Consider the following 23,468-nt stretch of genomic DNA (forward strand, 5'->3'; position numbering starts at 1 on the left):
AGGAGAGCACAACCATGAAAAAACAAGAGCAGCTGCAATTGGAGCATTTTCGGCAGATGGAGCAGTTGGAGCTTGCCTACTATGACGCCGAGTTCATCACGCCGTACGAGGAAAGCTATAACTGGTATCGCTATCGGCCTGACAGCATCGTCGCCATGGAGGATGACGGACGGATTGTCGCTTTCATGAATCTGCTTCCAGTCAAGAAACACATCTACGAGCAGATCGCAGCGGGGCGTTTCAACGACAGCCTCATGACCACAGCAGATATCGACGATCCGAAGCTGCCTGGCGAGTCAGCCCATTACTATTTGTCCTGCGTCGTTGTCGCCGATGCTTATCGGAAAAGTGGCGCCCTGCCTATCATGCTCCGCCATTATCTCGACGTGCTGGATGAGGTCGAACGAAGCGGCACTCGCGTCCACTCGATCATCATTGATACGTTGACAGCTGCCGGCAATCGGTTTGCCCGCCGTCTCGGGATGACTCTTCTGTGCGAAAGCGACCACGATTCCCATGTATACGAGTGCAGTTATGCGACCTTCAAGCAACATGTGCTTAGCCACTATCCGTTGACGGAAACCCGTCTTCGGTAAAAAACGGCTGCCATTCCTTGGTGATCCGGCAAGATCACGATGCCGTCGCTGAATTTTTACGCACAAAAGGAGCACAGTTATGACAATGAACACAACCAATGAAACCCTGCCCCGACTGGGAGTAGGCGCGGTCATCCGCAATGAGCGCAACGAAATTTTGCTTGTATGGCGCAATCGGAATCCGCAAAAGGACACCTGGAGCATCCCCGGCGGAAAAATCGATCCGTACGAGCAGTTGGAAGCCTGTGTTATTCGGGAAGTAAAAGAAGAAGTCGACCTCGATGTGGAAATCGTCGGCCTGCTCTGCATGGCGGAAACGATTCAGGCTGACGCAGGAGAGCATTGGGTGTCCGCCATCTACGAAGTCGTGGTCAAGGACGGGGTCGCTCGCAACATGGAGGAAGGCGGGGCCATCGGGGCAGTCAAATGGTTCGCTCTGGACAACCTCCCCGCAAATCTCGCTTGCTTTACGCTGCCTGCCATTGAAGCGCTGCAAAAAAGAGCGGCAGCGCCAAGCCATATGTAATCGATTGCCAAGCAAAACAAGGCAAAGCAAAAAGCTGCGCCAGTAAATCAGCGCAGCTTTTCCCAAACCAATCCGAGCCTTACTCCGCTTGTCCAAGCAATTGAGCGATCTCTTTTTCCTCGCGTTCAAGGGCAATATCGAGTGGAGTCTGACCACGATCGTCCTTTTGCGTTTTATCCGCTCCGTGCGCAAGCAGCACCTCGATGACATCCAGCCGTTCCTCCCCGTCAGACACTTGTGTGTGCAGCGGGGCACTTCCGTCATGCGCCGCAGCGTTGACATTCGCCCCATGCCGAATCAGCAGGGCGGCAATCTCCGGGTACAAGACGATGTGCAGCGGCGTGATGCCTTCATCGTTTTTGGCGTGAACGTCGGCACCTTTTGCGATCAACCATTCAAGCAGCTCTTCGTCTTCAGTCATCACCGCCGCATGCAAGATGGAAAACTCATACTCATCCTTGCCATGAATCAAATCGGGCTGCTTTTGCAAGATCCGTTTGACCTCATCGAAATCGTCTATTTCTGTTGCTTCGTACAAATCTTCGAATGTATATGCCATTGCGCTCTCTTCCTTTTCCTTTGGACTTCTTCTGCAAAACGCTTCGGCAAAAAAATGCAATATCCTGTTTTTTCCACAAAAAAACCAACTCCCATTACAAGAGTCGGCCTTCCTTTTTGATTTCCAGCAATTCTTCGCTCGGTTCTACCTGGCCAAAGCCGATGCTGTCCATGACATCTGCCAGCGTATACCGCCCGAGGAACAAGATTAGCTGCTGCTCAGCCTGATTCATCAATGACTCCAAATGCCGATCGAGCTGCACGCCAACCTCGCCGCAATCCAGCTCTTCCTGGCTGTCTTCCTCGCGTTCTTCCGGGAGAGAACGGTAAATATCGGCCAGCGTCAACTCTTTCGGGCACTTCGTCATATAGTAGCCACCAACGCGCCCCTCTTTTGCCTCCACAATACCGGCACGGGTCAACTGGGCCATGACACGCCGCAAAAAAGTTGCATGTGTCTTGACTTGGGCCGCAATCGTCGCGCTCGACAGCACTCCGCCACTCTGGGCGAGCCAGACCAGTACGTGAACAGCAATCCGAAAGCGCGGCTTGGCTATCTGATCAATTCGATTCAGCTTCATGCTCACACAACCTGTCGTTTACAGCTTGCAGGAACCGTCCGCGCAATTGTCCCCGGCTGTCTTTTCTTTTTCATCCTGGCCGACAAACTGGAGAGGGGCAGCAGCCTGTTCTTCCTCCCATACTTTGTTCAGCGCTCCCAGGAACACTTCTCCAGGCTGCGCGCCGGATACCGCGTATTTGTTGTTGAAAACGAAGAACGGCACGCCGTTGATGCCAAGATCGGCACCTCTTTGCTTGTCTTCCTGCACCTTGTCTTTGTACTCGTCTCCGGCCAGCATGGCGAGCGTCTCCGCCTTGTCCAGTCCAACCTCGGAAGCGAGCTGCGCCAATACTTCGTGATCTCCCAAGTGCAGCGATTCCGTGAAGTACGCTTTCAGCAGTCTTTCCTTCATCTCCGTCATTTTGCCGTGAGTAGCCGCATAGTGGGCGAGACGGTGCGCATCAAACGTATTCGTCGGAATCATCGTGTCAAAGTAATAGTCCAGACCGACACCTTTTGCCTGTTGAGCTACACGGTCATTCATGCCTTTTGCTTGCTCAAGCGACATGCCGTATTTGGACGCCAGCACCTGATGCATGTCCATGTTCGTATCGCGCTCCATGGTTGGATCGAGCTGGAAGCTGCGGTAAACAACCTCGACTTGATCCTTGTTCGGGAACTGCGACAAAGCTCCTTCCAGTTGACGCTTGCCAATATAGCAAAACGGGCAGGCAAAATCAGACCAAACTTCTACTTTCATCGTACATCCTCCTCTTATTCAACGGCTCTTGCCGACAGGCCAACCGTAAACTGCAATCGTTACAAGCACATTATACACCATCTATTTGCTGTATGCTGCACTTTTGAGGAGAAAGCGACACTTTGCCCGTCACCGAGCCAGTCGGATGATCCGGTCACAAATCGTTTCCGCATCCTCCTTGTCATGGGTCACCAATATCGTCGTGATGTGCGCGTGGCGAAGCAGCTGCTTCAAATCTTCCCGTATTTTCTTTTTCAAATCCGCGTCCAGGTTGCTGAATGGCTCATCCATCAATAAAATCGCGGGACGCGGCGCCAAAGCCCGGGCAAAAGCTACCCGCTGCTGCTGTCCGCCGCTCAACTCGTGCGGATACCGCTTTCCGTAGCCCTCCATCTGTACGAGAGACAGCATTTCCCCCAGACGTTGTTCCCGTTCCCTTTTGGTCAGCCGATGCAGTCCAAACAAAATATTTTGTTCGACGGTCAGATGAGGGAACAGAGCGTAATCTTGAAAAATCATCCCGACCCCACGATGCTCAGGCTCGACAAACTGCCGCGGATCGACCAGCACTTTTCCAGCGATCAAAATCCGCCCTCCCGCAGGAGCTTCCAGCCCGGCGATCAAGCGCAGCAACGTGCTTTTTCCACAGCCGCTGCTTCCCAGTATCCCGACGATCTCCCCTTGCTCCATGCGCAGCGAAAAATCGCGCACGACAGGCCCGCTCCCCGTATCATAGCCAAATGTGACGTTCTCCAATTGAAAAAAGCTCATTTTGCCTGCCTCTCCCCCAGCCAGTGATAAAAGTAAACCGAAACGATGCCGACACCGATGATGAGCAGCGAAGGAATCGACGCCTGATGAATCTGCTCATCGCTGGCGTATTGGTACGCTTTCGTCGCCAAAGTTTCGAAGTTGTAAGGACGAAGCAGCAAAGTAAGCGGCAGCTCCTTGACGATCTCCATGAACACGAGGATGAACCCGGTAATTACTGCGCCCTTGATCAACGGCAAATCCACTTTGAAAAAAGTGCGCGTCATCCCCATGCCGAGCAAGCGGGACGCCTCCGCATAACGGTTTCCCGTCTTTTCAAACCCCGCTTCCACTGCGTTGTAGCCGACCGCGAGAAAGCGGATGATGTACGCGAAAATGAGCATGAACAGCGACATGCTGATGACCAGCTTGCCTTCCGCGAAGCCCAGCCAGGCGTACAACGGCGCAAGCTCTTTGTCGAGTGAAATCACGACGGCAAGCACGCCGATGGACAATACCGCTCCCGGGATCGAATAGCCCATGGAGATCAGCCTGGTCATGACCAGCGAAAATACGGAGGTTCGCGAGTAGCGAATGACGTTTGCCACTGTGACCGCCAAAATCATCAAGAGCGTGATGGAAATACAGGAAATCAGCAATGTATTGGTCAAAAGCTGCACAAATACGTCGTTCAGCACTTCCTTGTACGTCCACGTCGCCCAAACTGCCAATTGCGCGACCGGAATGAAAAAAGACAAAGCTGCGACTGCGACACAAAAGCACAGCACCGCGTACTTGGACAGTCCCTTCAGCTTTCTCCTGCGCAATGGCGTCATGCGGTTGGTCGGGGAACTGAACTTTTTGCGTCTGCGCACCAGCCGTTCGACCACAAAAATCCCGATAATCAAGCTCATGAGCCAGGCCGCCAGACGAATTGCAGAATCGACGTCATACATGCCGAACCACGTCTTGAAAATGGCAGCCGTAAACGATTGAATGCCAAAATGCTTCGTGACGCCAAAATCGTTCAGCACTTCAAACGCAACGAGACTTGCCCCGCCGGCAATCGCAGCCTGCGAGAGTGGCAGCACGATGCGCCAAAAGATGTGCAACGAATTTTTCCCCAGCAAGAGGGCGTTCTCGATGAAAGCCGCGCTCTGCTTCTCCATGAATGTTTTCGCAATCAAATACACGTACGGGAACAAAAACAGCGTGAAAATAAAAATAGCGCCCTTCATGGACATGATGTCAAAATAGCGCTGATCGGGAGCCAGCCCCCATTCATTTCGCAAAAAAGTTTGAATACTCCCCGTATAGCTCAGCATGTTGCCGTACGTATACGCGGCAATATACGGCGGGATCGCCAGCGGCAGTACGAAAGCGAACGAAAAAAAACGCCGCAGCGGAAAGTCGTAGGCAGCTACCAGCCAAGCCAGCGAAACGCCTACGACGATCGTACAGGACACGGTTCCCAGCACAAGCAAGAGCGATTGCAGCGCGTAGTCCAGCAGCATGTATTCCTGAATATGCTGCCAGTTCTCGGTTGTTCGAGCAAACAGTCCGAGCAAAATATAAAGAGACGGGAGAAGGGCCAAAACGGCCCCTGTCACGCTCAGCGCTACCCACCCGTTCCACTTTCGTTTCAGGCTTCTTCGCAACGCAGCTCCCGTCATCTTTTATTTCCACCCTGCCTTGTTCATCAGTTCAACGGCTTTTTTGTTGTTCTCGCCGAGCTTGGCAAAGTTCAGTTCTTGTGTTTTAAACTCTCCCCACTCTTTCAACAGCGCTGGCTGCTCTGCCTCGGCGTTGACAGGAAATTCAAAGCTGCCTTGTGTCAACATCGTTTGGCCTTCTTTGCCCGTGATGTATTCCACCAGCTTGATGGCATTGTCTTTGTTTTTGGCGTGCTTGGTCAGGCCGATGCCGCTGATGTTCATATGTGTGCCAGTCGTAGTTTGGTTCGGGAAAAATACGCCGATATTTTCTGCGACCTTCACTTCTTCGGCGTCTTTGGAGTTCAGCATTTGCCCGACGTAGTAGGTGTTCATGATCGCAACATCGCCGATCTTGGCAGCGATGGCTTTTGCCTGATCACGGTCGCCGCCCTCTGGCTTGCGAGCCAGGTTGTTGACGAGGCCAGTTGACCAGTCCTGGGCAGCCTGTTCGCCGTTCAGCTCAATGAAAGAAGCGACCAGCGATTGGTTGTACAAGTTGGAAGAAGAACGCACCAGCACTTTGCCCTTCCATTTGTCGCTCGCCAAATCTTCATAAGTAGACAGCTGCTCCGGCTTCACGCGGTCTTTTGCATACACGATGACGCGAGCGCGGGTCGCCATGCCGATCCACTCATTGTCGGAATCGCGCCATTTGCTCGGCACGTTTTTATCTACCTCGGCGGAAGTGATTGGTTGAAGAACGCCATTTTGTTTGGCATAGTTCAGCACGCCGCCATCCACGGTGATGAACAAATCCGCTTCCGAGCTTTCCCCTTCGCGCTTCAGGCGTTCAACCAGCTCCTCGGCAGTTCCTTTTACTTCGTTGACCTTGATCCCGGTTTGCTTGGTAAACTCGCTGAACAACTTGCTGTCGATCTCGTAGTGTCTGGCCGTAAATACGTTGACAACCTGATCCTTGCTTGCCTTCTCGTCCGCTTTTGGCGCTTCCGTGCTGGCTTGCGGCTGATTCGCGCTGCCTTCGCCTTGCCCTTGTCCGGCACCGCAGCCTGCCATGAACGGCACGGTCAGCATCGTAAAAAGCATGAGACCGAGCATGCTTGTTTTTCTCATCTTGATTCGTCCCCTTTACTCCGGTTGTTTTGATAATGAATATCATTTCCAATCGACAAGGCTTATTCTAGCGAAACAAAATGAGAAAACGATGAGAAAATCAAAAAAACATTTTTCGTCCTCATTGCACGCCCGCGCGAATCGGCAAGAAGACGTTTACAGTCGTCCCTTCCTGCTCGATGCTCTCGATGGACAAAGCCCCGTTGTACCGCTCGACCAGCCGCTTCGCGATCGACAAACCAAGCCCGTTCCCTTCTGCGCTGCCGCTTTTGCGGTTTCGTGCCTTGTCTACCCGATACAGGCGATCTGTGACAAAAGGCAAGTCTTTTGCCGGAATGCCAATCCCTGCATCCTTGATGGCCAGACACACTCTTTCTTTTTGCACCGTCGCCTGCACAGCGATCCGTTTTCGTTCCCGCGAATACTTGACGGCGTTGTCGAGCAGGATCAGCAAAATCTGCTCCAGGTGCTCCACCGATATCGCAAGCCTCACTCCTGACAACTCTCGCAAGTCACGCTCCATGATGAAAGCCGGATGCAGCACATTCACTTTTTTGATCGTCTGCAAAATGACTTGCTCCGGCTCGCACACAGCCGTTGCTTCATCCATTTGCAAGTTTTCCGCCCGCGTCAGTGCCAGCAGTTCTTCTACCAGCGCTTTTAACCTCGCCAGCTCCTGAATCGAGATTTGCAAAGATTCCTCCAGAACGGCAGGGTCATGCTTGCCCCAGCGATGCAGCATGCCCAAATGCCCTTCGACGATCGCGATTGGCGTCCGCAATTCATGCGAGGCATCCTCGACGAATTGCCGCTGCTGTTGAAAAGAACGTTCGACCTTGTCCATCATGACGTTAAACATGTTCATCGTCGTAGCAATCTCATCGTGGTTGTCGTAAAAGGCGATCCGCTCAGCCAGCCCTTTTTGCTTCACATTTTTCATCGTCTGATTCATCGCCTGCAGCGGCTTCACCAGCTGGCGAGCCAGCATCCGCCCCCCGAGGCCGCTGATGATAACCGCAACGAGACAGCCGATCGCCATAAATTGAAACAGCGCTCCGCTCAGCTGCTCAAATTCGTTGATGTTTTTTACAATCTCCACCGTGCCGTCAAACTGAAAAATCGTGATCGGCCGCTCCATCAACAGCAGATTGCCTTTGACGTGCATGCTCCGCCACTGTTCGTGCGGGGAGCCTGTGATTGTGGCTGCCAGGCTGTCCTCGATGCCATTGGACACGGCAGCGACCGGGTTTCCTTGTTCGTCGAGGATGCGGATTCGCTGGTCTTGCTGGTTGATTTTTTGCAGGAAGCCGCGCATTTCGTCGAGATCGGCCCCCTCAAAGGAAATCTCCCTTTCCAGAGCAAAATTGAGAATCTCGCGCATCGTTTTTTCGGTGGCTTGTTCCTCCTGATGGATCATCCATTTTTCCACAAAAAAGTATTGGACGGTATTGTAGACGATGAACACACAAAACAGCAGCACGGACGACCAAAGGGTCAGCTTCCATTTGATCGGAAGTCTGGACAGTCGCGACGGGGTGTATTTTTTCATTTGCGCATCACGTATCCGATTCCGCGAACGGACTGAATGTAGCTGCCTTCCTGTGCCGAGTCGATTTTGTTGCGCAAGTAGCGCACGTACACGTCGACCACGTTCGTTTCCACCGCCGACTCGTATCCCCATACCGTGTCCAGCAGCACATCGCGGGGCAATACGCGGTTGATGTTTTTCATGAACACCACCAGCAGATCATACTCTCTTTTGGTCAGCTCGATGGTTTGGCCGGCTTTTGCTACCGTGCGGGCTTCCAAATCTGCGACAAGCTCGCGAAAAGCAAGCTTCGTCCGCGCCAGGTCGGTCTGTTCCTCCTGTCTGCGGAACACGACCCGCATTCGCGCAAGCAGCTCCTCAATGGCAAACGGCTTCGGGATGTAGTCGTCTGCGCCGCTGTCCAGACCCGAGACGCGATCATCGATACTGTCCCTGGCCGTCAGCATGATGATCGGCGTTTTTTTGCGTTCGCGAATGGCGCGGCACACTTCGATCCCATCGATTTCCGGCAGCATCAAGTCGAGCAGTACGAGATCCCACTCTTCCTTTAGCGCAAGCTCCAGTCCTGTTTTTCCGTCATCAGCGACAACGACGGAAAACGATTCGTGGCGCAATTCAAGCTCGATAAATCTTGCCATGTTTTTTTCATCTTCAATCAAAAGCACTCTTTTCATCGTTTACTCACCTTTTGTCCCTCATGGGGAAGTCCATCTGATTGTAGATGATAATAATTATCAGCGTCAACATAAGCGACTCGTTCGTCGATGAACCATCCGCCCATTTGCTACATAGGATGATCATCGTAACCATTCCATCGTGAGGGGGATGTGAAAATGAACGGGTATTCGCCTTATTTTTACGACGCGAGAATGATTTCTTCCTCATACCCGGCTGCGCCGACACAAGCCTATGCGCAAATTCAGGGCGGGCCGCTGGCTCCGAACCTGAACGGCTATGTCGTCTTCACGGACGTTCCGTACGGGACAGAGGTGTATGTGGAAGCGATCGGTTTACCGCCCTACAAGCCTGCATCCGGCAATCAACAGCCGATCGGTCCTTTTGGCTTTCACCTGCACGACCACGGCGTGTGCACAGTCGGCAATGCCGACGATCCTTTTACCGCAGCGGGAAGCCACTGGAACCCGACCAACCAGCCGCACGGCAACCATGCCGGCGACTTCCCCGTACTCTTTTCCAATGACGGGTACACGCGAATGAGCTTTTTTACCAACAAGTTCAGGGCAGCAGATGTCGTCGGAAGATCAGTGATCATTCACCAAAATCCCGACGACTACCGGACACAGCCATCCGGGAATAGCGGAAAAAGACTCGCCTGCGGCATCATCATGCCCGCCTAGCCCCATCACAGCTCAACTCCATGACAAATGCAGCGCTTCTCCGCAATCTCTCCCCCGCTCTTCCTGCCATGGACGCCAAAAAGCACAGAGACGCAGCCCCTGTGCTTTTCGTTTTCTTTTTTCCTTGCCTGTCTATCCGCGCAGCAGCGACAGATCGAAGCGTGGGACAAGCCCTTCCTCCGCTGCACGACCGAGCAAGGCAGTAATCGCCGCATAGCCATCTTCGCCCAAGTCTCGGGTAAATTCGTTTACGTACAAGTCAATATGTGCCTTGGCAACCTCAACAGACAACTCTTGCGCATGGCACATGACATACTCCTCGGATGCTGTCGGGTTCGCCCAAGCGTACTCCACCGATGCCCGCGTCCAGTTCGCCAGCGACTCCAAATCCATCGATCTGCGCGCGATGATCGCTCCCAAAGGAATAGGCAGATTCGTATCCGCCTCCCACCAGTTGCCGAGATCGGTCATGAGTGAAAGACCGTAGTTTTGATAAGTAAAGCGCGCTTCGTGGATGACCAGCCCCGCGTCGATTTTGCCGTCTCGTACAGCTGGCATGATTTCATGGAACGGCATCACGACGATTTCTCCGACGCCTCCCGGGACGTTTTGCGCTGCCCATAAGCGGAACAACAAGTAAGCTGTGGAACGCTCGCTCGGTACCGCCACCCGTTTGCCGGACAGCCGGGCCGGATCGTTGGCACTCGCGCCGGAATCGCCTTGCGTCAGGACAAGCGGGCCGCACCCTCTGCCCAAAGCCCCTCCGCACGGAAGCAGCGCATACTTGTCCAGCACCCACGGCAAGGCGGCGTAAGAAATTTTCATCACTTCCGGGCCTTCCGCCCGCGTCGCAAGCGTATTCGTAATGTCAATGTCTGCGTACATGATGTCCAGTTCCGGTGCGCCAGGGATCAAGCCATGCGCCCAGGCGTGAAAGACAAATGTATCGTTCGGACACGGTGAAAATGCAATCTTCATCTACAGCACCTCCCGCAATACTGCGCTTCCTTTTTGCAAAGCTTCCAGAGCGTCTTTGATCCGCCAAGCCGACTTGTCGCGCGGACCAATCGCATTGGAAACTGTTCTGATCTCCAGTACAGGCACTCCGCTTGCTTGCGCGGCGATGGCAACGCCGTAGCCTTCCATTGCCTCCGCGAGCGCCCCCGGCATTCTTTCTGCCAGTGCCTGCGCCGTTTGCGCCGTTCCCGTCACCGTGGACAGCGTCAAAATTTGCCCGCGATAAATAGGCAAGCCCGCCTGCAACATGGCTTGCTCCACCTGCTCTGCCAGCTCATCCGGGACTGGTACGCGCGCAGAACCAAACCCTAGCTCGTCCACACTGTGAAAACCATCCGGTGTCTCGGCCCCCAAATCGGCGCACACAATCTCGCTGGCAACCACGAGCGAACCGACATCTGCGCGTCCGACGAATCCGCCGCATATTCCGGCACATACGACCAGATCGTAGCGAGCTTCGGTCAAAGCCCGTGCTGTGCTGGCAGCCGCAGCTGCTGGCCCCACGCCTCCGATCAAAAAGGTGAACCGCTCATCTTCACCAATACCTGCGATGACCGCATCCCGTTCAACCGCTACCGATGTAACGATCAGGATGCGCTGCTTTTTTTGCTGATCAAGCATCTTTTCGCCTGCCCTCCTTCCGCTCTCCCTGCTTGTTTTCATCCTGTTTGAAAAAACTTTTTCCTCCTCCACGTTATCGCTACTTTTCTTTGCTGTAAAGTGTTTGACTTGTTTGTATAGCGAAAGGAAATTACTTACACTGAGATTGGGAATACTGATAGTGAAACTGCAACTTCCTTGCCGGAAAGGTATTGACAATGTGCTTCTAATAAAATATATTAGGTTACGAAACGTAAGTTAATTATGTTGAATAAGTTCAACTTTTTTCATCCACTATGTAAATAAAACACAATCTCCTGGAGGTAAATGATCATGAGCAAAGACTTTTTTACAGCCGTTAAAGACAGAAGAACTTATTATGGAATCAGCAAGGAAGCCGTTGCTTCTGACGAGCGCATCCGCGAGCTTGTTGAAGAAGCCGTAAAGCATACTCCATCTTCCTTTAACTCGCAAAGCGCCCGCGTTGTTGTGCTTTTGGGCGAACAACACGATAAACTGTGGAACCTCACAAAAGAAACATTGCGCAAAATCGTTCCAGCCGAAAACTTCGCTCCTACGGAAGAAAAAATGAACGCATTTGGCAATGGCTACGGCACGGTTCTGTTCTTCGAAGACCAAAGCGTAGTGAAAGGTCTGCAAGAAAAATTCGCAGCCTACAAAGACAACTTCCCGGTTTGGTCCGAGCAATCCTCCGGCATGCTGCAATTCGTCGTGTGGACTGCCCTGGAAACAGAAGGATTCGGTGCATCCCTGCAACACTACAACCCGCTGATCAATGAAGAAGTCCAACAAACATGGAACCTCCCAAGCGAGTGGAAGCTGATCGCGCAAATGCCGTTCGGCAAGCCAACCGCGCAGCCTGGCGAGAAACAGTTCCAGCCAATCGAAGAGCGCGTGAAGTTCTTCGCCTAATTTTTTCACGGCTCATGACAAGACGGCGCGAAGCCATTTCAGCTTTTCGCCGTCTTTGTCTATATTTTACCGGGAAGATATTAAAGTAAGCGATTGATTTCCGCATTTGTCTGTGGTAGTATTAACTTAAACAAAAGATGTTTCAAAAAAGCGTTCACATATTGTAAAGGGTTTACAGTTATGTTTGAACCTTTCACAATGTGTGAATTTTATTTTATCCACAAATAAAAGTTGCATATTCATTTTAATATTGTTGGAGGTAACACCCATGCAAACAGGTACAGTAAAATGGTTCAACGCTGAAAAAGGTTATGGTTTCATCGCAGTTGAAGGCGGAAACGACGTATTCGTTCACTTCAGCGCAATCACTGGCGACGGCTTCAAAACTCTTGAAGAAGGCCAACGCGTTGAGTTCAACGTAGTAGAAGGCAACCGCGGCCCACAAGCTGAGAACGTTGTAAAACTGTAATTGACTCACGAAGCTGCCCTTGCTGCATAGCGGGGCGGCTTTTTTTATTGCCTTTTTCAGGCGGAAAAAGTCGGTTTTTGTCGATCAGCGTTATAAAATTCGGACTTTGTCCCTAAAGAGCTGTTGACAATAGTCAACGCTCCCCATATAATCACGTTATAATGCAGCGAAAAGCAATGGCGCTTTCCAGCATGAAGTTTTCAAAATTTTACGCAATGATAGTGGTTCCTTCGCTTATTTTCTAACTTTGTTTGAAAGCGGTTCCAGATGGTTAGCAATCATAAAGCTGTTTAAACAAGTCCATACAAAATAAGCAAAGGCGCTTAGGTACATCCTGTTTTCAGGGATTCCTAAGCGCTTTTATTGTTTACATCTTTCAAAAAGGTGGGGTTGTCCATGGAGCACATTGGAAGTGTCATTATTTACATCATCATGCTATGCGCAGTCATCGGTGCGATCGCAGCAATCCGCAACAGCGATGAAGGGCTTGGCAAGGAGTTCATGGAAGGGATTCACTCAACCGGTTACATCTTCGTACCTGCTGCCGGTATCATGGCCTCTCTCCCTTATATTTCCTGGTTTGTAGAAAAAGCCGTATCGCCGATTTTCCACAAGATTGGTGCCGACCCTGCCCTGGCAGCGACCGCGATTTTGGCCTCTGACATGGGTGGATACCAATTGGCGAACATTTTGAAAAGCTCGACCGAGGGTTGGGTAATGGCAATGGTAGTCGGTCTGATGGCTGGTGCCACGATCGTATTCTCCATTCCGATGGGACTTGCCATGCTGGACAAGCGCGACCACAAATACATGGCGCTTGGCGTCATGTCCGGGATTTTGACTGTTCCGATCGGCGCTTTTATCACCAGTGCCATTCTCTCTTTGACAAATGCGCAAGTGCGTGCTGAAATCTCTACGAATGCTGACTCCACCTACGCTTTTGCAATCGGAATCGGCCAGGTTTTGCTGAACTTGTCTCCTATCCTCATTTTCGTAATAGCGATTGCCGCTGGTCTGCGCTTCATGCCTGACCTGATGATTCGCGGATTCATGATCTTCGGTAAAACAATGGACGCTGGTATCAAACTCGTACTCGTGTTCTCGATCGTGCAATACTTTACTGGCATCTTTACTACCCTCTTTGGCGCTTGGGGCTTCGATCCGATCATCGCCGACCCGAAAGACCAGTACCGCGCCCTGGAAACAGCCGGTTATATCGGTATCATGCTTTGCGGTGCGTTCCCGATGGTATACTTGCTGCGTAAATACGCGGCGAAGCCACTGGAAGCACTCGGTAACAAACTGGGGCTTAGCCCAACAGGCAGTGCGGGGCTTCTGGCAACTGTCGCAAACATTTTGGCGATGTTCCGTCTCGTGCGTTCCATGCCGCCAAAAGACAAAGTGGTAAACATCTCGTTTGCCGTATGTGCAGCGTTCTTGCTGGGTGACCACTTGTCCTTCTCTGCGAACTTCCAGCCTAACATCATCTTGCCTGTCATGCTCGGCAAGCTCGGCGCAGGTGTCATTGCAATCGCGCTCTCTTACTGGCTGTCTGTGCCAAAAGCACTGGAGCTGGAGAAACAAGATCGCGCAGCTGGCATCATCGGCCCTGATGAATACAAGGATCACCATGCATCCAATAAAGCTGCTTCTGAAGTAGCTGCTACGAAAGAATAAAAAGCAAGGCCGTCCATCAAGGGCGGCCTTTTTGCTGTTTGTATGCAGTATATATGTCAAGTCATCGTCACGGCGCCCGCAAAATGATGCTCACACCGCCAAGACAGCCTCATGACACCGAGCCAGTCGGACAAATCCGCTGCTTTTTTGCGCCATGCCTTGCGCAAAAAAGCAACACGTCTCAGAACGTCCTGCTGTACATACGCTGTACTGTATTGGCAAAAATGCGACAAGGAGCTGATTTCTGGATGCATTCCCCTGTCTATTTGGGAAACAATCGGCTTTTGCTCACGACTTGCTATGGCAAAAAGCTGCTTAGTCCCTCGGAAGACTTGAGTGTGGGCGTCGAGCTTGCGGCAAACGGAACCCATGAGAGCCCGCTGACCCGCTATTTTTGCCAGCAGGTGAAGCCTCGTCAGGTCGTTGTAGAGCTGGGTGCCCACATCGGCTATTTTACCATTTTGCTCGGTCAATTGATCGGACCGACCGGAAAGCTGTTTGCGCTAGAGCCGCACCCGCGCTGCCATGCCTTTCTGCTGGACAATCTCTCCATCAACTATTTTCACGACCGCGTACAGAGCTATCGGCTGGCGGCCTTTTCCCGGAAGTCGCGCATTTCGTTCTACGCCTCCCGTCGCTTCCTCGGCAACAGCTCGCTGCAACAACACAATGAAGCTTACCACAAGCACTATCTGGATGAATTTGACCAGCTCGAAGTGGACGCTGTCGCCGTCGACGATCTGCTTCCGCCAGACCAGAGCATTGATTTCGTCAAAGTCGATATTGAAGGCGGCGAATACCAAGCTTTTCTCGGCATGGAACGGGTACTCTCCACCCAGGCGAAAAACGTCGTCTTTGAGCTGAACCGCAACATGCTGCAAGCGGATTGGGAGCCGTTCGCCCAACTGCTTTGCCACTATCGCCAGACGTTCTCCAAGCGCTTCTTCGTCCTCAATAGCGAAGGCTCAACGGTAGAAATCGACCTCGATATCGTGCTGGCGACCGGAGAGTGCCCTTATTTGATTATGACCGATTGATCTGCGGCCAAAATTCAATTATACATATCAGAATTTGCTTATTTTTTTTGTGTAATGTGCAATTGAGCAGTAGTCAAGCAAAAATGAATGTTATAATAAAAAGGTACAAAATTTCACAATGGGGAGAGAAACGATGGAACAACTCAATGCACAATCGACTCATCAAAAATTACCCATTGGAAAGTTGCTGAAGAGAATCTTCTTTATTCTCGTCGGTGCTTCCCTTGTATCTGTGGCTCTGGAGATTTTTCTGGTGCCGAACAAGATCATCGACGGAGGAATCGTAGGTATCTCCATCATTGCCTCGCATCTCACATCTCTGTCTCTTGGCATCTTCCTATTCTTGCTTAACTTGCCTTTTCTCATAATCGGCTATAAGCAAATCGGAAAGACCTTTGCAATCTCTACGCTTTTCGGGGTAAGTATCATGTCCCTCGGAACCACTCTGCTGCATCCCGTTCCCGGACTGACGGATGATCCGCTGCTTGCTGCGGTGTTCGGCGGTATTATCATGGGGATTGGAGTGGGACTTGTTCTGCGCTACGGCGGCTCTCTGGATGGTACGGAAATTATCGCGGTACTGTTTAACAAAAAGTCTCCGTTCTCCGTTGGTGAGATCGTCATGTTTATCAACCTATTCATTTTGAGCAGTGCCGGATTCGTATTCGGTTGGGATCGCGCGATGTACTCGCTGATTGCCTATTACATTGCTTTCAAAATGATCGATCTGACCATCGAAGGCTTCCAGGAATCCAAATCCGTTTGGATCATTAGCGAAAACCACAAGTTGTTGGGAGACGCCATCGTTGCCCGTTTGGGACGCGGTGTCACCTACTTGAAAGGGGAGGGTGGTTATACCGGAGATGACAAGAAAGTCATTTTCTGCATCATCACCCGTCTGGAAGAAGCCAAGCTGAAGCTGATCGTCGAGGAGCTTGATCCGAATGCCTTCCTGGCAGTCGGCAACATCCACGATGTACGCGGCGGGCAGTTCAAGAAAAACGCCATTCACTAAGAAGCTCTGCAAAAAAAGTGCCGCCTGACTATCAGCGGCACCTTTTTTATGTCTTTGTCGGCAGGCTGCCATGACTTGCTGTCTGCGTCTGGCAAGGAAACATCATCACTACCTCTGTTCCCTTCCCCGGCTCGCTTTTGACCTCGATGTTCCCGGCGTGGGCGAGAACAAGCTGTTTGGCGATAGCCATCCCCAGTCCGGTTCCGCTCGTATCCTCTTTGGTGTGCCCCCCGCGATAATAGCGTTCAAACAAGCTCGCTTTTGTTTTTTCGTCCATCCCCGGACCATTGTCCGCGATGCGAACTGCAAAGCTGTCAGGGGCAGCAAGACTGACCTCTACGCGCACAAGCGTCCCTTTTGGCGTATGCCGGATCGCATTGGTCAAAATGTTGATGACGATCCGCGAAAACCATTTCGGATCGAGCAGCGCCACGATTTTTTCCTCTTGAGCCTCAAACTCGATCTCGTGCCCAGACGCGCTCGGCTCGTTTACCAGGTCAGCTGTCATTCTGCGGATCGCCTCCACGACAGACACTGGCTCTTTCATCAGCGGCAGCGCGTGATTTTTTAAACGGTACGTCAAATTCAAGTCTTCGATCAAGCCATTCATGTAATCGGCTTTCTCCCGGATCGTTCGGCCAAACTGGTTTACTTCCGCCCTGCCCCACTCGTACTGCTCCGACTCCAGCATGGTCGCATAGCCAAAAATCGAGCTGAGCGGCGTCTTCAAATCATGGGAAAGCCCGGATATCCATTCTTCGCGCGTTTTCTCGATGTCTTTTTGCCGTTCTTCATTGGTCTGTAAAGTATGGCTCAGCTTCGCCAACGCGTCAAAAATGTCCTGAAAGACGGCGAACGACTTTTTCCGCTTGCCTTTTCGCGTCGTTCCGATGCGCCGACCGTTTTTGCCAATCGGCTCTGCATAGCGTCCTTGCGCCAGGTTGCCCAGCCAGTTCACCATGTGCAAAAGCGGTTTCCCGACCCGCAGCGCATACCAGCTGCCCGCCAGCAGCACAGACACAATCAGGACGGCGCCCACCTGCAAAAACGAATAGGCAATCATGTTGTCGACGGACTCTGCCGCAGCTCCCGGGCGATACCACGGGTTGGCAACACCCACGATATACGTAAAACCGCTCGCCTTGTCGTAGCGGCTAGTGGTGATGACAGGGACGTTTCGGCTTTCTTTGCCGTTCTGCAAAATCGGGATCAGGTCGAGCTGCTTAGCTGCATCTGCTGCGTTGTACTCCGCGACGAGCTTGCCTTGCCGATCATAAATGGCGTACCAGCCCTTTTCTAGGGAGAAGCTGTTCGCAAGCTCGGCAGGAACCGGGGAGCCAGCTGTCGGTTTTGCTGCCAAAAGCTGCGCCATCAAGGCGTTTTCCGGAGCTGGCGTCCCGTACAGCACGATTACTTTTTGCTCCGACAGCTCCTGTTCTACCACCCAATGCTTCACGTAGTAAGCCGAAGCCTGGTCGTTTTGCGTCTGCGTGATCCACTCTCCCGGCTCATACGCTTGCGGGATAGTCGCCGGGGTGCGATACGCATACAAAAGCGTCCCTTTCGGATCGATAATCTGCAGCCAGCCGTTGTGGCTATCGACGCTTTTTTTCACTCGGTCGTTGACACTTATCTTGTCTTGCTCCCATTCGAGCTGCATGCGCAAATCGGAAGCGACCAGGCGGGACAGATCCGTTTCCAGCTCCTCGTTCATGAGGCGATAGCCCAAAACGATGAGCGAGCCGATCAGGCACAGAAGCAAAACCAGCAAAAAGCCGAAAAACTGGCGAACGTATTGGATGATCAGCTTTTTGCGCAGATTCATGCCTGTCTCCCTGGCGTCACCAGCTTGTACCCCAATCCTCTGACGGTAAGCAAATACTTCGGTTGTCCCGGATTTTCCTCGATTCGCTGGCGCAGCTTGTGGATGTGCACCATCACCGTATTTTCATCGAACAGCCCGTACTCGTCCTTCCAGACGTGATCGTAAATTTGTTCTTTGGTGAACACGCGATTCGGATTCTGGCAAAAAAACACCAGCAAAGAAAAGACTTGCGCCGGACAGTCAACCTGCTCGTTGTTCACGGTTAACTCGGCTGCCTCCGCATTGACCTGAAAACGGCCGAAGTCGTAAATTTTCGCTTCCGGCGCAGGTGCTGGCCCTCCCAGCGTTCGGCGCAAGTGCGCCTTCATCCGGGCGACGACTTCCAATGGATGAAAAGGCTTGGTGATATAATCGTCTGCCCCGTGAGCAAAGCCGCTCAATTTGTCAAAGTCGGTTCCTTTCGCCGTCAGGAAAAAAATCGGCGCTTTCGTGCGCTGGCGAACAGCGGAGCAAAGCTCAAAGCCGTTTTTGTCCGGCAGCATGACGTCGAGAATCAGCAAGTCATATTGGCGTTCCTCGACCATCCGCAGCGCCTGTTCGGCTCTTGTGCATGTATCTATATGTACGAAGCCTTCTTTTTGCAAAACGGTTTTTAGCATGTGCAAAATCGCTTCCTCGTCATCTACCAGCAAAATTCTCGCTTCTTGTTCCACATTCTCACTCCCTTTTCTCCCTCATCATATCACGAGCGGGGGCGGCCATTATAAAAGATAAGGTAATGGTAAGGTTGCGTTTTCGTAGAGGAAAGATTCATCCTCTATGCTGTAGAAGAAAGGAGCGAATAACACTATGTGGGCTATTTGCAGGCATGAATATTTTCGTTTGTTCAAAAGTATCAAGTCACTGATTACGATCGCCTTTATCGTCGGCGTGTCGTATTGGGTTTCCGATCTGGTCAATCAAGCGGCAACTTTGATCCCCCAACAAGAACTGGCGAAGGGACACGCCTTGGGCGTTTTTGTATTGATTATGCTTTTGGGACCGCTCTTCGTCTTTAGTCTGTCGCATGACGTCATCAACCGTGAGCTGGCAGGCCGGACGATTCGCTTTCTCGTCACCCGCACTTCCCGGAACAAGATCATCCTGGGGAAATTTCTCGGAATCCTCTGCTTCTGGCTGAGCTGTCTCGTGATTACTTTTGGCGTCGTACTCGCTACTGTGCATACGTTTGACGCCAAAACCTTTTTGCACTGCTTGTCTCTGCTCGTCTACTGCATTTCGCTGGCTCTCTTGCTGTCTCTCGTAGTTCCGCGCCCGAGCTACACGATGTTTCTCGGAATTGTCGTGGCGATGCTGCTCCCGGGACTGGGATTGTGGAGCACGTTTTCCGAGCAGCCTGCTGCACAATGGATCGCTTACTTGACTCCGTTTACTTACCTGGAAAAAGGCGGCGCGTGGGTCGGAGTCATCTGGGGCTATGTCGTCCTGTTTCTCGGCGCTTCCATGTACTTGTTCCAAAGGAGGGATTGTTAATGGCCGTCTTTCAAACGATGGAATTGAGCAAACGTTTCGGTGACCGCACCGTCGTCGATCAAGTAAGCCTGTCTGTACAAGGCGGGGAAATCTTCGGGTTTCTCGGGCGAAACGGAGCCGGGAAGTCTACTTTTATCAACATGCTGACAGGGATTATTCGCCCGACTTCCGGACAAATCGAGATGTTTGGCCAGGACGTCCGCAATGAACAATGGAAACGGCGCATTGGCGTCTTGCCGGACTATTCCACTTTTTACGACTCTCTGTCGGCTGCCGATCATCTGCGCTATTTTGCCCGTGTCAAAGGGGTTGCCTTGACGAATGAGGAGTGCATGCGCATCCTCGGAGCGGTAGAGCTTGCTGAACATGCTTCGCGCAAAGCGAAAACTTTTTCTTTCGGGATGAAAAAGAAACTCGGAATTGCCCAGGCAATGATCGGCGATCCAGAAATTTTGTTCCTCGATGAACCTACCTCTGGCGTTGACGTCGAATCCGCCCTGCACATTCAGGAGCTGCTGCGCCGTCTGCACGAGAAGGGCAAAACGATTTTTATGACCTCGCACAACTTGCATGAGGTAGAAAAGATTTGCACCCGCATCGCCATCATGAAAAGCGGAAAAATCGCTTCGCTCGGCAGCCTCGACGAGTTGCAGGCAGCGCAGCAGACATGGCGGCAGGTACAAGTTCGCCACTCCGCTTTTGCCACTGACGAGCACCCTGCATTGCACGCATTTATCGCATCGCTCGGTCGCAACCTCAGTTGGGGGGATGGTCGCTTTTCGCTTCAAGTGGATGAGGAACAAAAAGTCGCCGCCCTGGTACGCGCGCTCGTACAGGAACGCGTGGATATTTACGGCGTGAATGTGGAAGTTCCCTCTCTGGAAAAAATCTTTATGCAGGATGCTGATACCTATGTCTAGCAAAATGATTTTACTGATTTTGTCCACTGTCTTTGTCTATCGGATTATCTTCAAAAATGACGACTTGTGGACTCCCTCCACATGGCTCCTGATCGGAGTGATTACCGTGAACTTGATCATCATCGTCCGGAAGAAATGGACAGAACGCGGTACAGGCGAGTAAACGAAAAAGACAGCTTTTATCCCGACATTTTTCCGGGACGAAGCTGTCTTTTTCGGCGCAACAGATCACATGAATGATAAGTAAGACGGCAGTTGATCAAGGCGTTCGATCACGGCCAGCGGCTTGTGGTCTGTGATCGCCGTCTTTCCTTTCGGGTTGAGCCAGATCGCGCTAAAGCCGGCATCGATGGCTCCGGCGACATCTGCTTCCCACGTATCGCCGACAAACAAAACTTCGCCGCTCGCTGCTTCCAGCCGTTCCCGTGCCGTGGCATAAATGCGCGGGTCTGGCTTGTGATAGCCCAAAAGCTCGGAAATAATCACCCGATCTTGCGGAAAATAGGAGGACAACCCTAAACGTTCGAGTTTGATAAACGCCATATCAACCGGGCCGTTGGTGACGATGCCAAGCTTGTGCTGCTCCGCCAGCTGCGCAACGATTTGTTGCACGGATGGATCAGGCTGTACGGCATCGAGACACGCCGCCTGGTACGCACGCTGAAAATCGTCCACGTCCCGGGCTTCGATGATCCGGTTGAAATCAGCCATTGCCCTTTGCATCCGCAGTTGGCGATACTGCGTGAAATCGTATTTTTTCGCAATGACGTCGATCCACAGATCGTCACCGTGGCGACGCAGCGCCGAGAGCAGTCCGGCAGCATCCATGCCTGCTGTTAATGCATGAGTGGCAATCGTTTGCTGCATCCCCTGCTCCCAGCAAGCGGAAAAGTCAAACAGCGTATCGTCGAGATCAAACAGGATCGTACTGAATCGAGACAATGTAGGTCACTTCCTCTTCCATTTTTCCTCTAAATAATACCTGCGCAAGGCTCTGTCTTTTGCTAAGATCATTGTAACGGATTATGAGAGCCGCCATCACGTTTTTGGCATCATTTGCGAAAAAGGAGGAGGATTGACATGTCAGAAGAGAAGCTTGACCAGCTGCTGGAAGGAATGAATGAGCTTCGTTTGGTTACTCGCGCTCTTTTGGATCGAAAGGATAAAACAAACGCCAAACTGGATGCTTTGATAAAGGAAGTGCTGGAGCTAAGGGCACTGTTTCGGAATTGAAACAAGATATCCCTGTGCTCAAGCAGGATTAGCCTGGCCGATCAGCTTTTTCATCGCCGATTGCCGTACGGTTTACTTCGCAGCTAACTCTTTTTCCAGAGCTTCTCTCAGTTCCTCCGGCAGTAATATCGACCGCCTCGTGTTGGCATCGATCATCACCATCGTGACATCCGCATCGGCCACCAGCTCGTCATGTATGTTGAACAGCTCATGGCGAATCACGAAGCTTTTTTCTTTCACCCGCAGCGCTGTCGTAATCGCATAAACCTCTTCTCTCATCCGCAGCTCTTTGCGATAGTTGATATTAATATTCACGACTACAGGCATAATGGCCCGCCGCTTCAATTCATCGAGTGTAAATCCGAGCTGCCAGATCCAGTCAAAACGCGCCCACTCCATATACTCCAAATACTTGGCATTATTCACATGACCGATTACATCAATATCCGTAGACTGCACGGTAAACGCAAAGCGATGGGCCATTTTCTCTCACTCCTTGGCTGTTGTTTTCTTTAGTATAACGAAAATCGGCAACTGAGTGAATATTCATTCAAAATTTTCCGAATGATCACGCTGTTCTTTCCCGTTGATTCTCCTATAATAAAAGAAAGGACAAGCGCCTATTACGGTACGTGAAAGGATGGTTCCATGTTCGAGCAAGAATTGCTGCCTTCTCTGCAAACAGCCCGTTCCCGCTATTTGAACACACTTTCGAACCTTAAGGCTGACGAGCTGCCATTGAAGCTCGCTCCCGAATCAAACTCCATTGGCTTTTTGATTCGCCATATCGCCGAGGTCGAATTTCGCTTCTGTACCATGTTTTTTGCGCGTCCGCTTCCTGATTATATCTCCTCTCTGGCCACGATTGGTCCAGTCAAGGACGAAGGCAATTTTACTGATATGAATGAGCTTTTAGCTATTTGCGAGGCGTCTTACGATTATCTCGTCGATGCTTTGACCACTCTGCCACAGGATGCCTGGGATGTGGCATGCGAAGCTCCCATCGGCACGCTGACTCCCCGTCAGGCTCTCGGTCGCCTGATTTATCATATGGGGTATCATGGCGGACAAATCGGCCTGATTCGCAAATACGGCGGCGCAAGATGACCTTGTCCTTTTCCGGAAAACAACTCGTCATCCGCGAGATGCAGCGTGCTGAGCTGCCGTACGTGCTCGATATGTACAACAGCAATCCACAGTACAACTTGCTGCGCTCCCGTACCGACACCATGAACCTTTCCGAGTTGGAAGCGGAGTACCATTCTGCGCTGGCGATCCCCCATGGCTATTGGCTCCTGCTGACGGTAAAGGAAGCTCCCGTCGGTGTGATGCACGTCGTCCTCTCCAGCGAGCACGATGCGAAAAGCTGGGTCAGTTTGCTCGTTCTGCATGCGTCCTGGCAACGAAAAGGGCTGGGAACAGAAGCGGTGAAGCTGTTTGAAGACTTTTGCCTATTGCGCGGCACCAAACACATTCACCATGGTATTATCGCGTACAATGAACCAGCGCTGCTTTTTTGGGGCAAGCTTGGCTACGAGCAGTATCGTCAAGTAGAAGCACCTGTCGGGCAGTTGACACAGCCTGTCCTGCTGGTCGCCAAATGGCTTGAAGCTTGAACTCTCATCCCGATAACAAGGAGGTGAATCACAATGAAGCGCCACCTGTATGAATGTGATGTGCCTGTCCTCGCCTAGTCGGTGAGGAAGCGTCTTTTTTCCTGCCTCCCGGCTATACAAGCCTATTTGTACGGATCAGATCATTCCG

The 23,468-nt window shown here is 51.8% G+C and carries 28 protein-coding genes; 14 read left to right on the top strand and 14 right to left on the bottom strand.

Annotated elements, in window-relative coordinates; all coding sequences use genetic code 11:
• The first annotated feature begins 14 nt into the window (after nucleotides 1-14).
• Nucleotides 15-596: a GNAT family N-acetyltransferase gene (locus EDM60_RS24020; RefSeq protein ID WP_122966193.1), complete on the top strand. Its 582-nt coding sequence runs from the start codon at nucleotides 15-17 to the stop codon at nucleotides 594-596.
• A 79-nt stretch (nucleotides 597-675) separates the two neighbouring features.
• A complete protein-coding gene (locus EDM60_RS24025; protein WP_122966194.1) occupies nucleotides 676-1,122 on the top strand; it encodes an NUDIX domain-containing protein in 447 nt (148 codons plus the stop codon).
• 79 nt (nucleotides 1,123-1,201) lie between these two features.
• Here EDM60_RS24025 and EDM60_RS24030 read toward each other — a convergent pair whose 3' ends face one another.
• The 8 genes from EDM60_RS24030 to EDM60_RS24065 all read right to left on the bottom strand — a co-directional run bounded on the left by EDM60_RS24030 (nucleotide 1,202) and on the right by EDM60_RS24065 (nucleotide 8,761).
• Nucleotides 1,202-1,681 (bottom strand): ankyrin repeat domain-containing protein, encoded by a 480-nt coding sequence (locus EDM60_RS24030; RefSeq protein WP_122966195.1) that lies wholly within the window; start codon nucleotides 1,679-1,681, stop codon nucleotides 1,202-1,204.
• 94 nt (nucleotides 1,682-1,775) lie between these two features.
• A complete protein-coding gene (locus EDM60_RS24035; protein ID WP_122966196.1) occupies nucleotides 1,776-2,261 on the bottom strand; it encodes an Rrf2 family transcriptional regulator in 486 nt (161 codons plus the stop codon).
• Between the two features lie 18 nt (nucleotides 2,262-2,279).
• Nucleotides 2,280-3,002: a DsbA family oxidoreductase gene (locus EDM60_RS24040; RefSeq protein ID WP_063230443.1), complete on the bottom strand. Its 723-nt coding sequence runs from the start codon at nucleotides 3,000-3,002 to the stop codon at nucleotides 2,280-2,282.
• 129 nt (nucleotides 3,003-3,131) lie between these two features.
• Nucleotides 3,132-3,773, bottom strand: coding sequence for an ABC transporter ATP-binding protein (locus EDM60_RS24045; protein WP_122966197.1), 642 nt, complete (start codon nucleotides 3,771-3,773; stop codon nucleotides 3,132-3,134).
• Nucleotides 3,770-5,425, bottom strand: coding sequence for an ABC transporter permease (locus tag EDM60_RS24050; protein ID WP_122966198.1), 1,656 nt, complete (start codon nucleotides 5,423-5,425; stop codon nucleotides 3,770-3,772). The genes EDM60_RS24045 and EDM60_RS24050 overlap by 4 nt, the downstream gene beginning before the upstream one ends.
• Before the next feature lie 3 nt (nucleotides 5,426-5,428).
• Complete coding sequence (locus EDM60_RS24055; protein ID WP_122966199.1) at nucleotides 5,429-6,538, bottom strand: Fe(3+) ABC transporter substrate-binding protein; 1,110 nt, start codon at nucleotides 6,536-6,538, stop codon at nucleotides 5,429-5,431.
• A gap of 121 nt (nucleotides 6,539-6,659) precedes the next feature.
• Entirely contained in the window at nucleotides 6,660-8,087 is a 1,428-nt protein-coding gene (locus tag EDM60_RS24060; protein ID WP_122966200.1) for a HAMP domain-containing sensor histidine kinase, read from the bottom strand.
• On the bottom strand, nucleotides 8,084-8,761 hold the full coding sequence (locus tag EDM60_RS24065; protein ID WP_122966201.1) for a response regulator transcription factor: 678 nt from the start codon (nucleotides 8,759-8,761) through the stop codon (nucleotides 8,084-8,086). Before EDM60_RS24065 ends, EDM60_RS24060 begins: the two co-directional genes overlap by 4 nt.
• Nucleotides 8,762-8,920: 159 nt before the next feature.
• Here EDM60_RS24065 and EDM60_RS24070 point away from each other — a divergent pair, with 159 nt between their 5' ends.
• Complete coding sequence (locus tag EDM60_RS24070) at nucleotides 8,921-9,445, top strand: superoxide dismutase family protein (RefSeq protein ID WP_122966202.1); 525 nt, start codon at nucleotides 8,921-8,923, stop codon at nucleotides 9,443-9,445.
• Between the two features lie 132 nt (nucleotides 9,446-9,577).
• Here EDM60_RS24070 and EDM60_RS24075 read toward each other — a convergent pair whose 3' ends face one another.
• A complete protein-coding gene (locus tag EDM60_RS24075; protein ID WP_122966203.1) occupies nucleotides 9,578-10,423 on the bottom strand; it encodes a 1,4-dihydroxy-6-naphtoate synthase in 846 nt (281 codons plus the stop codon).
• Nucleotides 10,424-11,083: a futalosine hydrolase gene (locus EDM60_RS24080; protein WP_122966204.1), complete on the bottom strand. Its 660-nt coding sequence runs from the start codon at nucleotides 11,081-11,083 to the stop codon at nucleotides 10,424-10,426.
• A 312-nt stretch (nucleotides 11,084-11,395) separates the two neighbouring features.
• Here EDM60_RS24080 and EDM60_RS24085 point away from each other — a divergent pair, with 312 nt between their 5' ends.
• The 5 genes from EDM60_RS24085 (at nucleotide 11,396) to EDM60_RS24110 (ending at nucleotide 16,193) form a co-directional block, all read left to right on the top strand.
• Nucleotides 11,396-11,995, top strand: coding sequence for a nitroreductase family protein (locus EDM60_RS24085; RefSeq protein ID WP_122966205.1), 600 nt, complete (start codon nucleotides 11,396-11,398; stop codon nucleotides 11,993-11,995).
• Nucleotides 11,996-12,263: 268 nt separating this feature from the next.
• Nucleotides 12,264-12,464 carry a cold-shock protein gene (locus EDM60_RS24090; RefSeq protein ID WP_063230452.1) on the top strand — a complete coding sequence of 67 codons (201 nt, stop codon included), beginning with the start codon at nucleotides 12,264-12,266 and terminating at the stop codon, nucleotides 12,462-12,464.
• 396 nt (nucleotides 12,465-12,860) lie between these two features.
• Nucleotides 12,861-14,141, top strand: a complete 1,281-nt coding sequence (gene eutH / locus EDM60_RS24095) for an ethanolamine utilization protein EutH (RefSeq protein ID WP_063230453.1) — start codon at nucleotides 12,861-12,863, stop codon at nucleotides 14,139-14,141.
• Between the two features lie 248 nt (nucleotides 14,142-14,389).
• Complete coding sequence (locus EDM60_RS24105; protein ID WP_122966207.1) at nucleotides 14,390-15,178, top strand: FkbM family methyltransferase; 789 nt, start codon at nucleotides 14,390-14,392, stop codon at nucleotides 15,176-15,178.
• 133 nt (nucleotides 15,179-15,311) lie between these two features.
• The gene (locus tag EDM60_RS24110; RefSeq protein WP_122966208.1) at nucleotides 15,312-16,193 is read left to right on the top strand and encodes a YitT family protein; all 882 of its coding nucleotides are present in this window, start codon (nucleotides 15,312-15,314) and stop codon (nucleotides 16,191-16,193) included.
• Between the two features lie 46 nt (nucleotides 16,194-16,239).
• On the opposite strand, the gene EDM60_RS24115 is transcribed toward EDM60_RS24110, so the two are convergent.
• A complete protein-coding gene (locus EDM60_RS24115) occupies nucleotides 16,240-18,018 on the bottom strand; it encodes a sensor histidine kinase (protein WP_122966209.1) in 1,779 nt (592 codons plus the stop codon).
• A complete protein-coding gene (locus EDM60_RS24120; RefSeq protein WP_122966210.1) occupies nucleotides 18,015-18,731 on the bottom strand; it encodes a response regulator transcription factor in 717 nt (238 codons plus the stop codon). The genes EDM60_RS24115 and EDM60_RS24120 overlap by 4 nt, the downstream gene beginning before the upstream one ends.
• Before the next feature lie 136 nt (nucleotides 18,732-18,867).
• Between EDM60_RS24120 and EDM60_RS24125 the strand changes: the two genes are divergently transcribed.
• Genes EDM60_RS24125 through EDM60_RS28840 form a run of 3 tightly spaced genes read left to right on the top strand, consistent with a single transcriptional unit; the run spans nucleotide 18,868 to nucleotide 20,634 of the window.
• Entirely contained in the window at nucleotides 18,868-19,551 is a 684-nt protein-coding gene (locus EDM60_RS24125; protein ID WP_122966211.1) for an ABC transporter permease, read from the top strand.
• Entirely contained in the window at nucleotides 19,551-20,471 is a 921-nt protein-coding gene (locus EDM60_RS24130; RefSeq protein ID WP_122966212.1) for an ABC transporter ATP-binding protein, read from the top strand. The genes EDM60_RS24125 and EDM60_RS24130 overlap by 1 nt, the downstream gene beginning before the upstream one ends.
• Nucleotides 20,464-20,634 (top strand): hypothetical protein, encoded by a 171-nt coding sequence (locus EDM60_RS28840; RefSeq protein ID WP_167470373.1) that lies wholly within the window; start codon nucleotides 20,464-20,466, stop codon nucleotides 20,632-20,634. The genes EDM60_RS24130 and EDM60_RS28840 overlap by 8 nt, the downstream gene beginning before the upstream one ends.
• A 65-nt stretch (nucleotides 20,635-20,699) precedes the next feature.
• Here EDM60_RS28840 and EDM60_RS24135 read toward each other — a convergent pair whose 3' ends face one another.
• A complete protein-coding gene (locus EDM60_RS24135; RefSeq protein WP_122966213.1) occupies nucleotides 20,700-21,413 on the bottom strand; it encodes an HAD family hydrolase in 714 nt (237 codons plus the stop codon).
• Between the two features lie 138 nt (nucleotides 21,414-21,551).
• Between EDM60_RS24135 and EDM60_RS24140 the strand changes: the two genes are divergently transcribed.
• The gene (locus tag EDM60_RS24140; RefSeq protein ID WP_233454081.1) at nucleotides 21,552-21,704 is read left to right on the top strand and encodes a hypothetical protein; all 153 of its coding nucleotides are present in this window, start codon (nucleotides 21,552-21,554) and stop codon (nucleotides 21,702-21,704) included.
• 72 nt (nucleotides 21,705-21,776) lie between these two features.
• On the opposite strand, the gene EDM60_RS24145 is transcribed toward EDM60_RS24140, so the two are convergent.
• Nucleotides 21,777-22,187, bottom strand: coding sequence for an acyl-CoA thioesterase (locus EDM60_RS24145; protein ID WP_063230461.1), 411 nt, complete (start codon nucleotides 22,185-22,187; stop codon nucleotides 21,777-21,779).
• A 165-nt stretch (nucleotides 22,188-22,352) separates the two neighbouring features.
• On the opposite strand from EDM60_RS24145, the gene EDM60_RS24150 reads away from it, so the two are divergent.
• Both EDM60_RS24150 and EDM60_RS24155 read left to right on the top strand, forming a co-directional pair.
• Nucleotides 22,353-22,811, top strand: a complete 459-nt coding sequence (locus tag EDM60_RS24150) for a DinB family protein (RefSeq protein ID WP_122966214.1) — start codon at nucleotides 22,353-22,355, stop codon at nucleotides 22,809-22,811.
• Nucleotides 22,808-23,320 (top strand): GNAT family N-acetyltransferase, encoded by a 513-nt coding sequence (locus EDM60_RS24155; protein ID WP_122966215.1) that lies wholly within the window; start codon nucleotides 22,808-22,810, stop codon nucleotides 23,318-23,320. The genes EDM60_RS24150 and EDM60_RS24155 overlap by 4 nt, the downstream gene beginning before the upstream one ends.
• Nucleotides 23,321-23,468: the final 148 nt, after the last annotated feature.

It is taken from the genome of Brevibacillus parabrevis (assembly GCF_003710905.1).
GTDB lineage: Bacteria > Bacillota > Bacilli > Brevibacillales > Brevibacillaceae > Brevibacillus > Brevibacillus parabrevis.

Bases quoted from the DNA above. Each gene is read 5' to 3' on its own strand.
- EDM60_RS24020 (WP_122966193.1), top strand. From the start codon at position 15: ATGAAAAAACAAGAGCAGCTGCAATTGGAGCATTTTCGGCAGATGGAG.
- EDM60_RS24025 (WP_122966194.1), top strand. From the start codon at position 676: ATGACAATGAACACAACCAATGAAACCCTGCCCCGACTGGGAGTAGGC.
- EDM60_RS24030 (WP_122966195.1), bottom strand. From the start codon at position 1,681: ATGGCATATACATTCGAAGATTTGTACGAAGCAACAGAAATAGACGAT.
- EDM60_RS24035 (WP_122966196.1), bottom strand. From the start codon at position 2,261: ATGAAGCTGAATCGAATTGATCAGATAGCCAAGCCGCGCTTTCGGATT.
- EDM60_RS24040 (WP_063230443.1), bottom strand. From the start codon at position 3,002: ATGAAAGTAGAAGTTTGGTCTGATTTTGCCTGCCCGTTTTGCTATATT.
- EDM60_RS24045 (WP_122966197.1), bottom strand. From the start codon at position 3,773: ATGAGCTTTTTTCAATTGGAGAACGTCACATTTGGCTATGATACGGGG.
- EDM60_RS24050 (WP_122966198.1), bottom strand. From the start codon at position 5,425: ATGACGGGAGCTGCGTTGCGAAGAAGCCTGAAACGAAAGTGGAACGGG.
- EDM60_RS24055 (WP_122966199.1), bottom strand. From the start codon at position 6,538: ATGAGAAAAACAAGCATGCTCGGTCTCATGCTTTTTACGATGCTGACC.
- EDM60_RS24060 (WP_122966200.1), bottom strand. From the start codon at position 8,087: ATGAAAAAATACACCCCGTCGCGACTGTCCAGACTTCCGATCAAATGG.
- EDM60_RS24065 (WP_122966201.1), bottom strand. From the start codon at position 8,761: ATGAAAAGAGTGCTTTTGATTGAAGATGAAAAAAACATGGCAAGATTT.
- EDM60_RS24070 (WP_122966202.1), top strand. From the start codon at position 8,921: ATGAACGGGTATTCGCCTTATTTTTACGACGCGAGAATGATTTCTTCC.
- EDM60_RS24075 (WP_122966203.1), bottom strand. From the start codon at position 10,423: ATGAAGATTGCATTTTCACCGTGTCCGAACGATACATTTGTCTTTCAC.
- EDM60_RS24080 (WP_122966204.1), bottom strand. From the start codon at position 11,083: ATGCTTGATCAGCAAAAAAAGCAGCGCATCCTGATCGTTACATCGGTA.
- EDM60_RS24085 (WP_122966205.1), top strand. From the start codon at position 11,396: ATGAGCAAAGACTTTTTTACAGCCGTTAAAGACAGAAGAACTTATTAT.
- EDM60_RS24090 (WP_063230452.1), top strand. From the start codon at position 12,264: ATGCAAACAGGTACAGTAAAATGGTTCAACGCTGAAAAAGGTTATGGT.
- eutH (WP_063230453.1), top strand. From the start codon at position 12,861: ATGGAGCACATTGGAAGTGTCATTATTTACATCATCATGCTATGCGCA.
- EDM60_RS24105 (WP_122966207.1), top strand. From the start codon at position 14,390: ATGCATTCCCCTGTCTATTTGGGAAACAATCGGCTTTTGCTCACGACT.
- EDM60_RS24110 (WP_122966208.1), top strand. From the start codon at position 15,312: ATGGAACAACTCAATGCACAATCGACTCATCAAAAATTACCCATTGGA.
- EDM60_RS24115 (WP_122966209.1), bottom strand. From the start codon at position 18,018: ATGAATCTGCGCAAAAAGCTGATCATCCAATACGTTCGCCAGTTTTTC.
- EDM60_RS24125 (WP_122966211.1), top strand. From the start codon at position 18,868: ATGTGGGCTATTTGCAGGCATGAATATTTTCGTTTGTTCAAAAGTATC.
- EDM60_RS24130 (WP_122966212.1), top strand. From the start codon at position 19,551: ATGGCCGTCTTTCAAACGATGGAATTGAGCAAACGTTTCGGTGACCGC.
- EDM60_RS28840 (WP_167470373.1), top strand. From the start codon at position 20,464: ATGTCTAGCAAAATGATTTTACTGATTTTGTCCACTGTCTTTGTCTAT.
- EDM60_RS24140 (WP_233454081.1), top strand. From the start codon at position 21,552: ATGTCAGAAGAGAAGCTTGACCAGCTGCTGGAAGGAATGAATGAGCTT.
- EDM60_RS24145 (WP_063230461.1), bottom strand. From the start codon at position 22,187: ATGGCCCATCGCTTTGCGTTTACCGTGCAGTCTACGGATATTGATGTA.
- EDM60_RS24150 (WP_122966214.1), top strand. From the start codon at position 22,353: ATGTTCGAGCAAGAATTGCTGCCTTCTCTGCAAACAGCCCGTTCCCGC.
- EDM60_RS24155 (WP_122966215.1), top strand. From the start codon at position 22,808: ATGACCTTGTCCTTTTCCGGAAAACAACTCGTCATCCGCGAGATGCAG.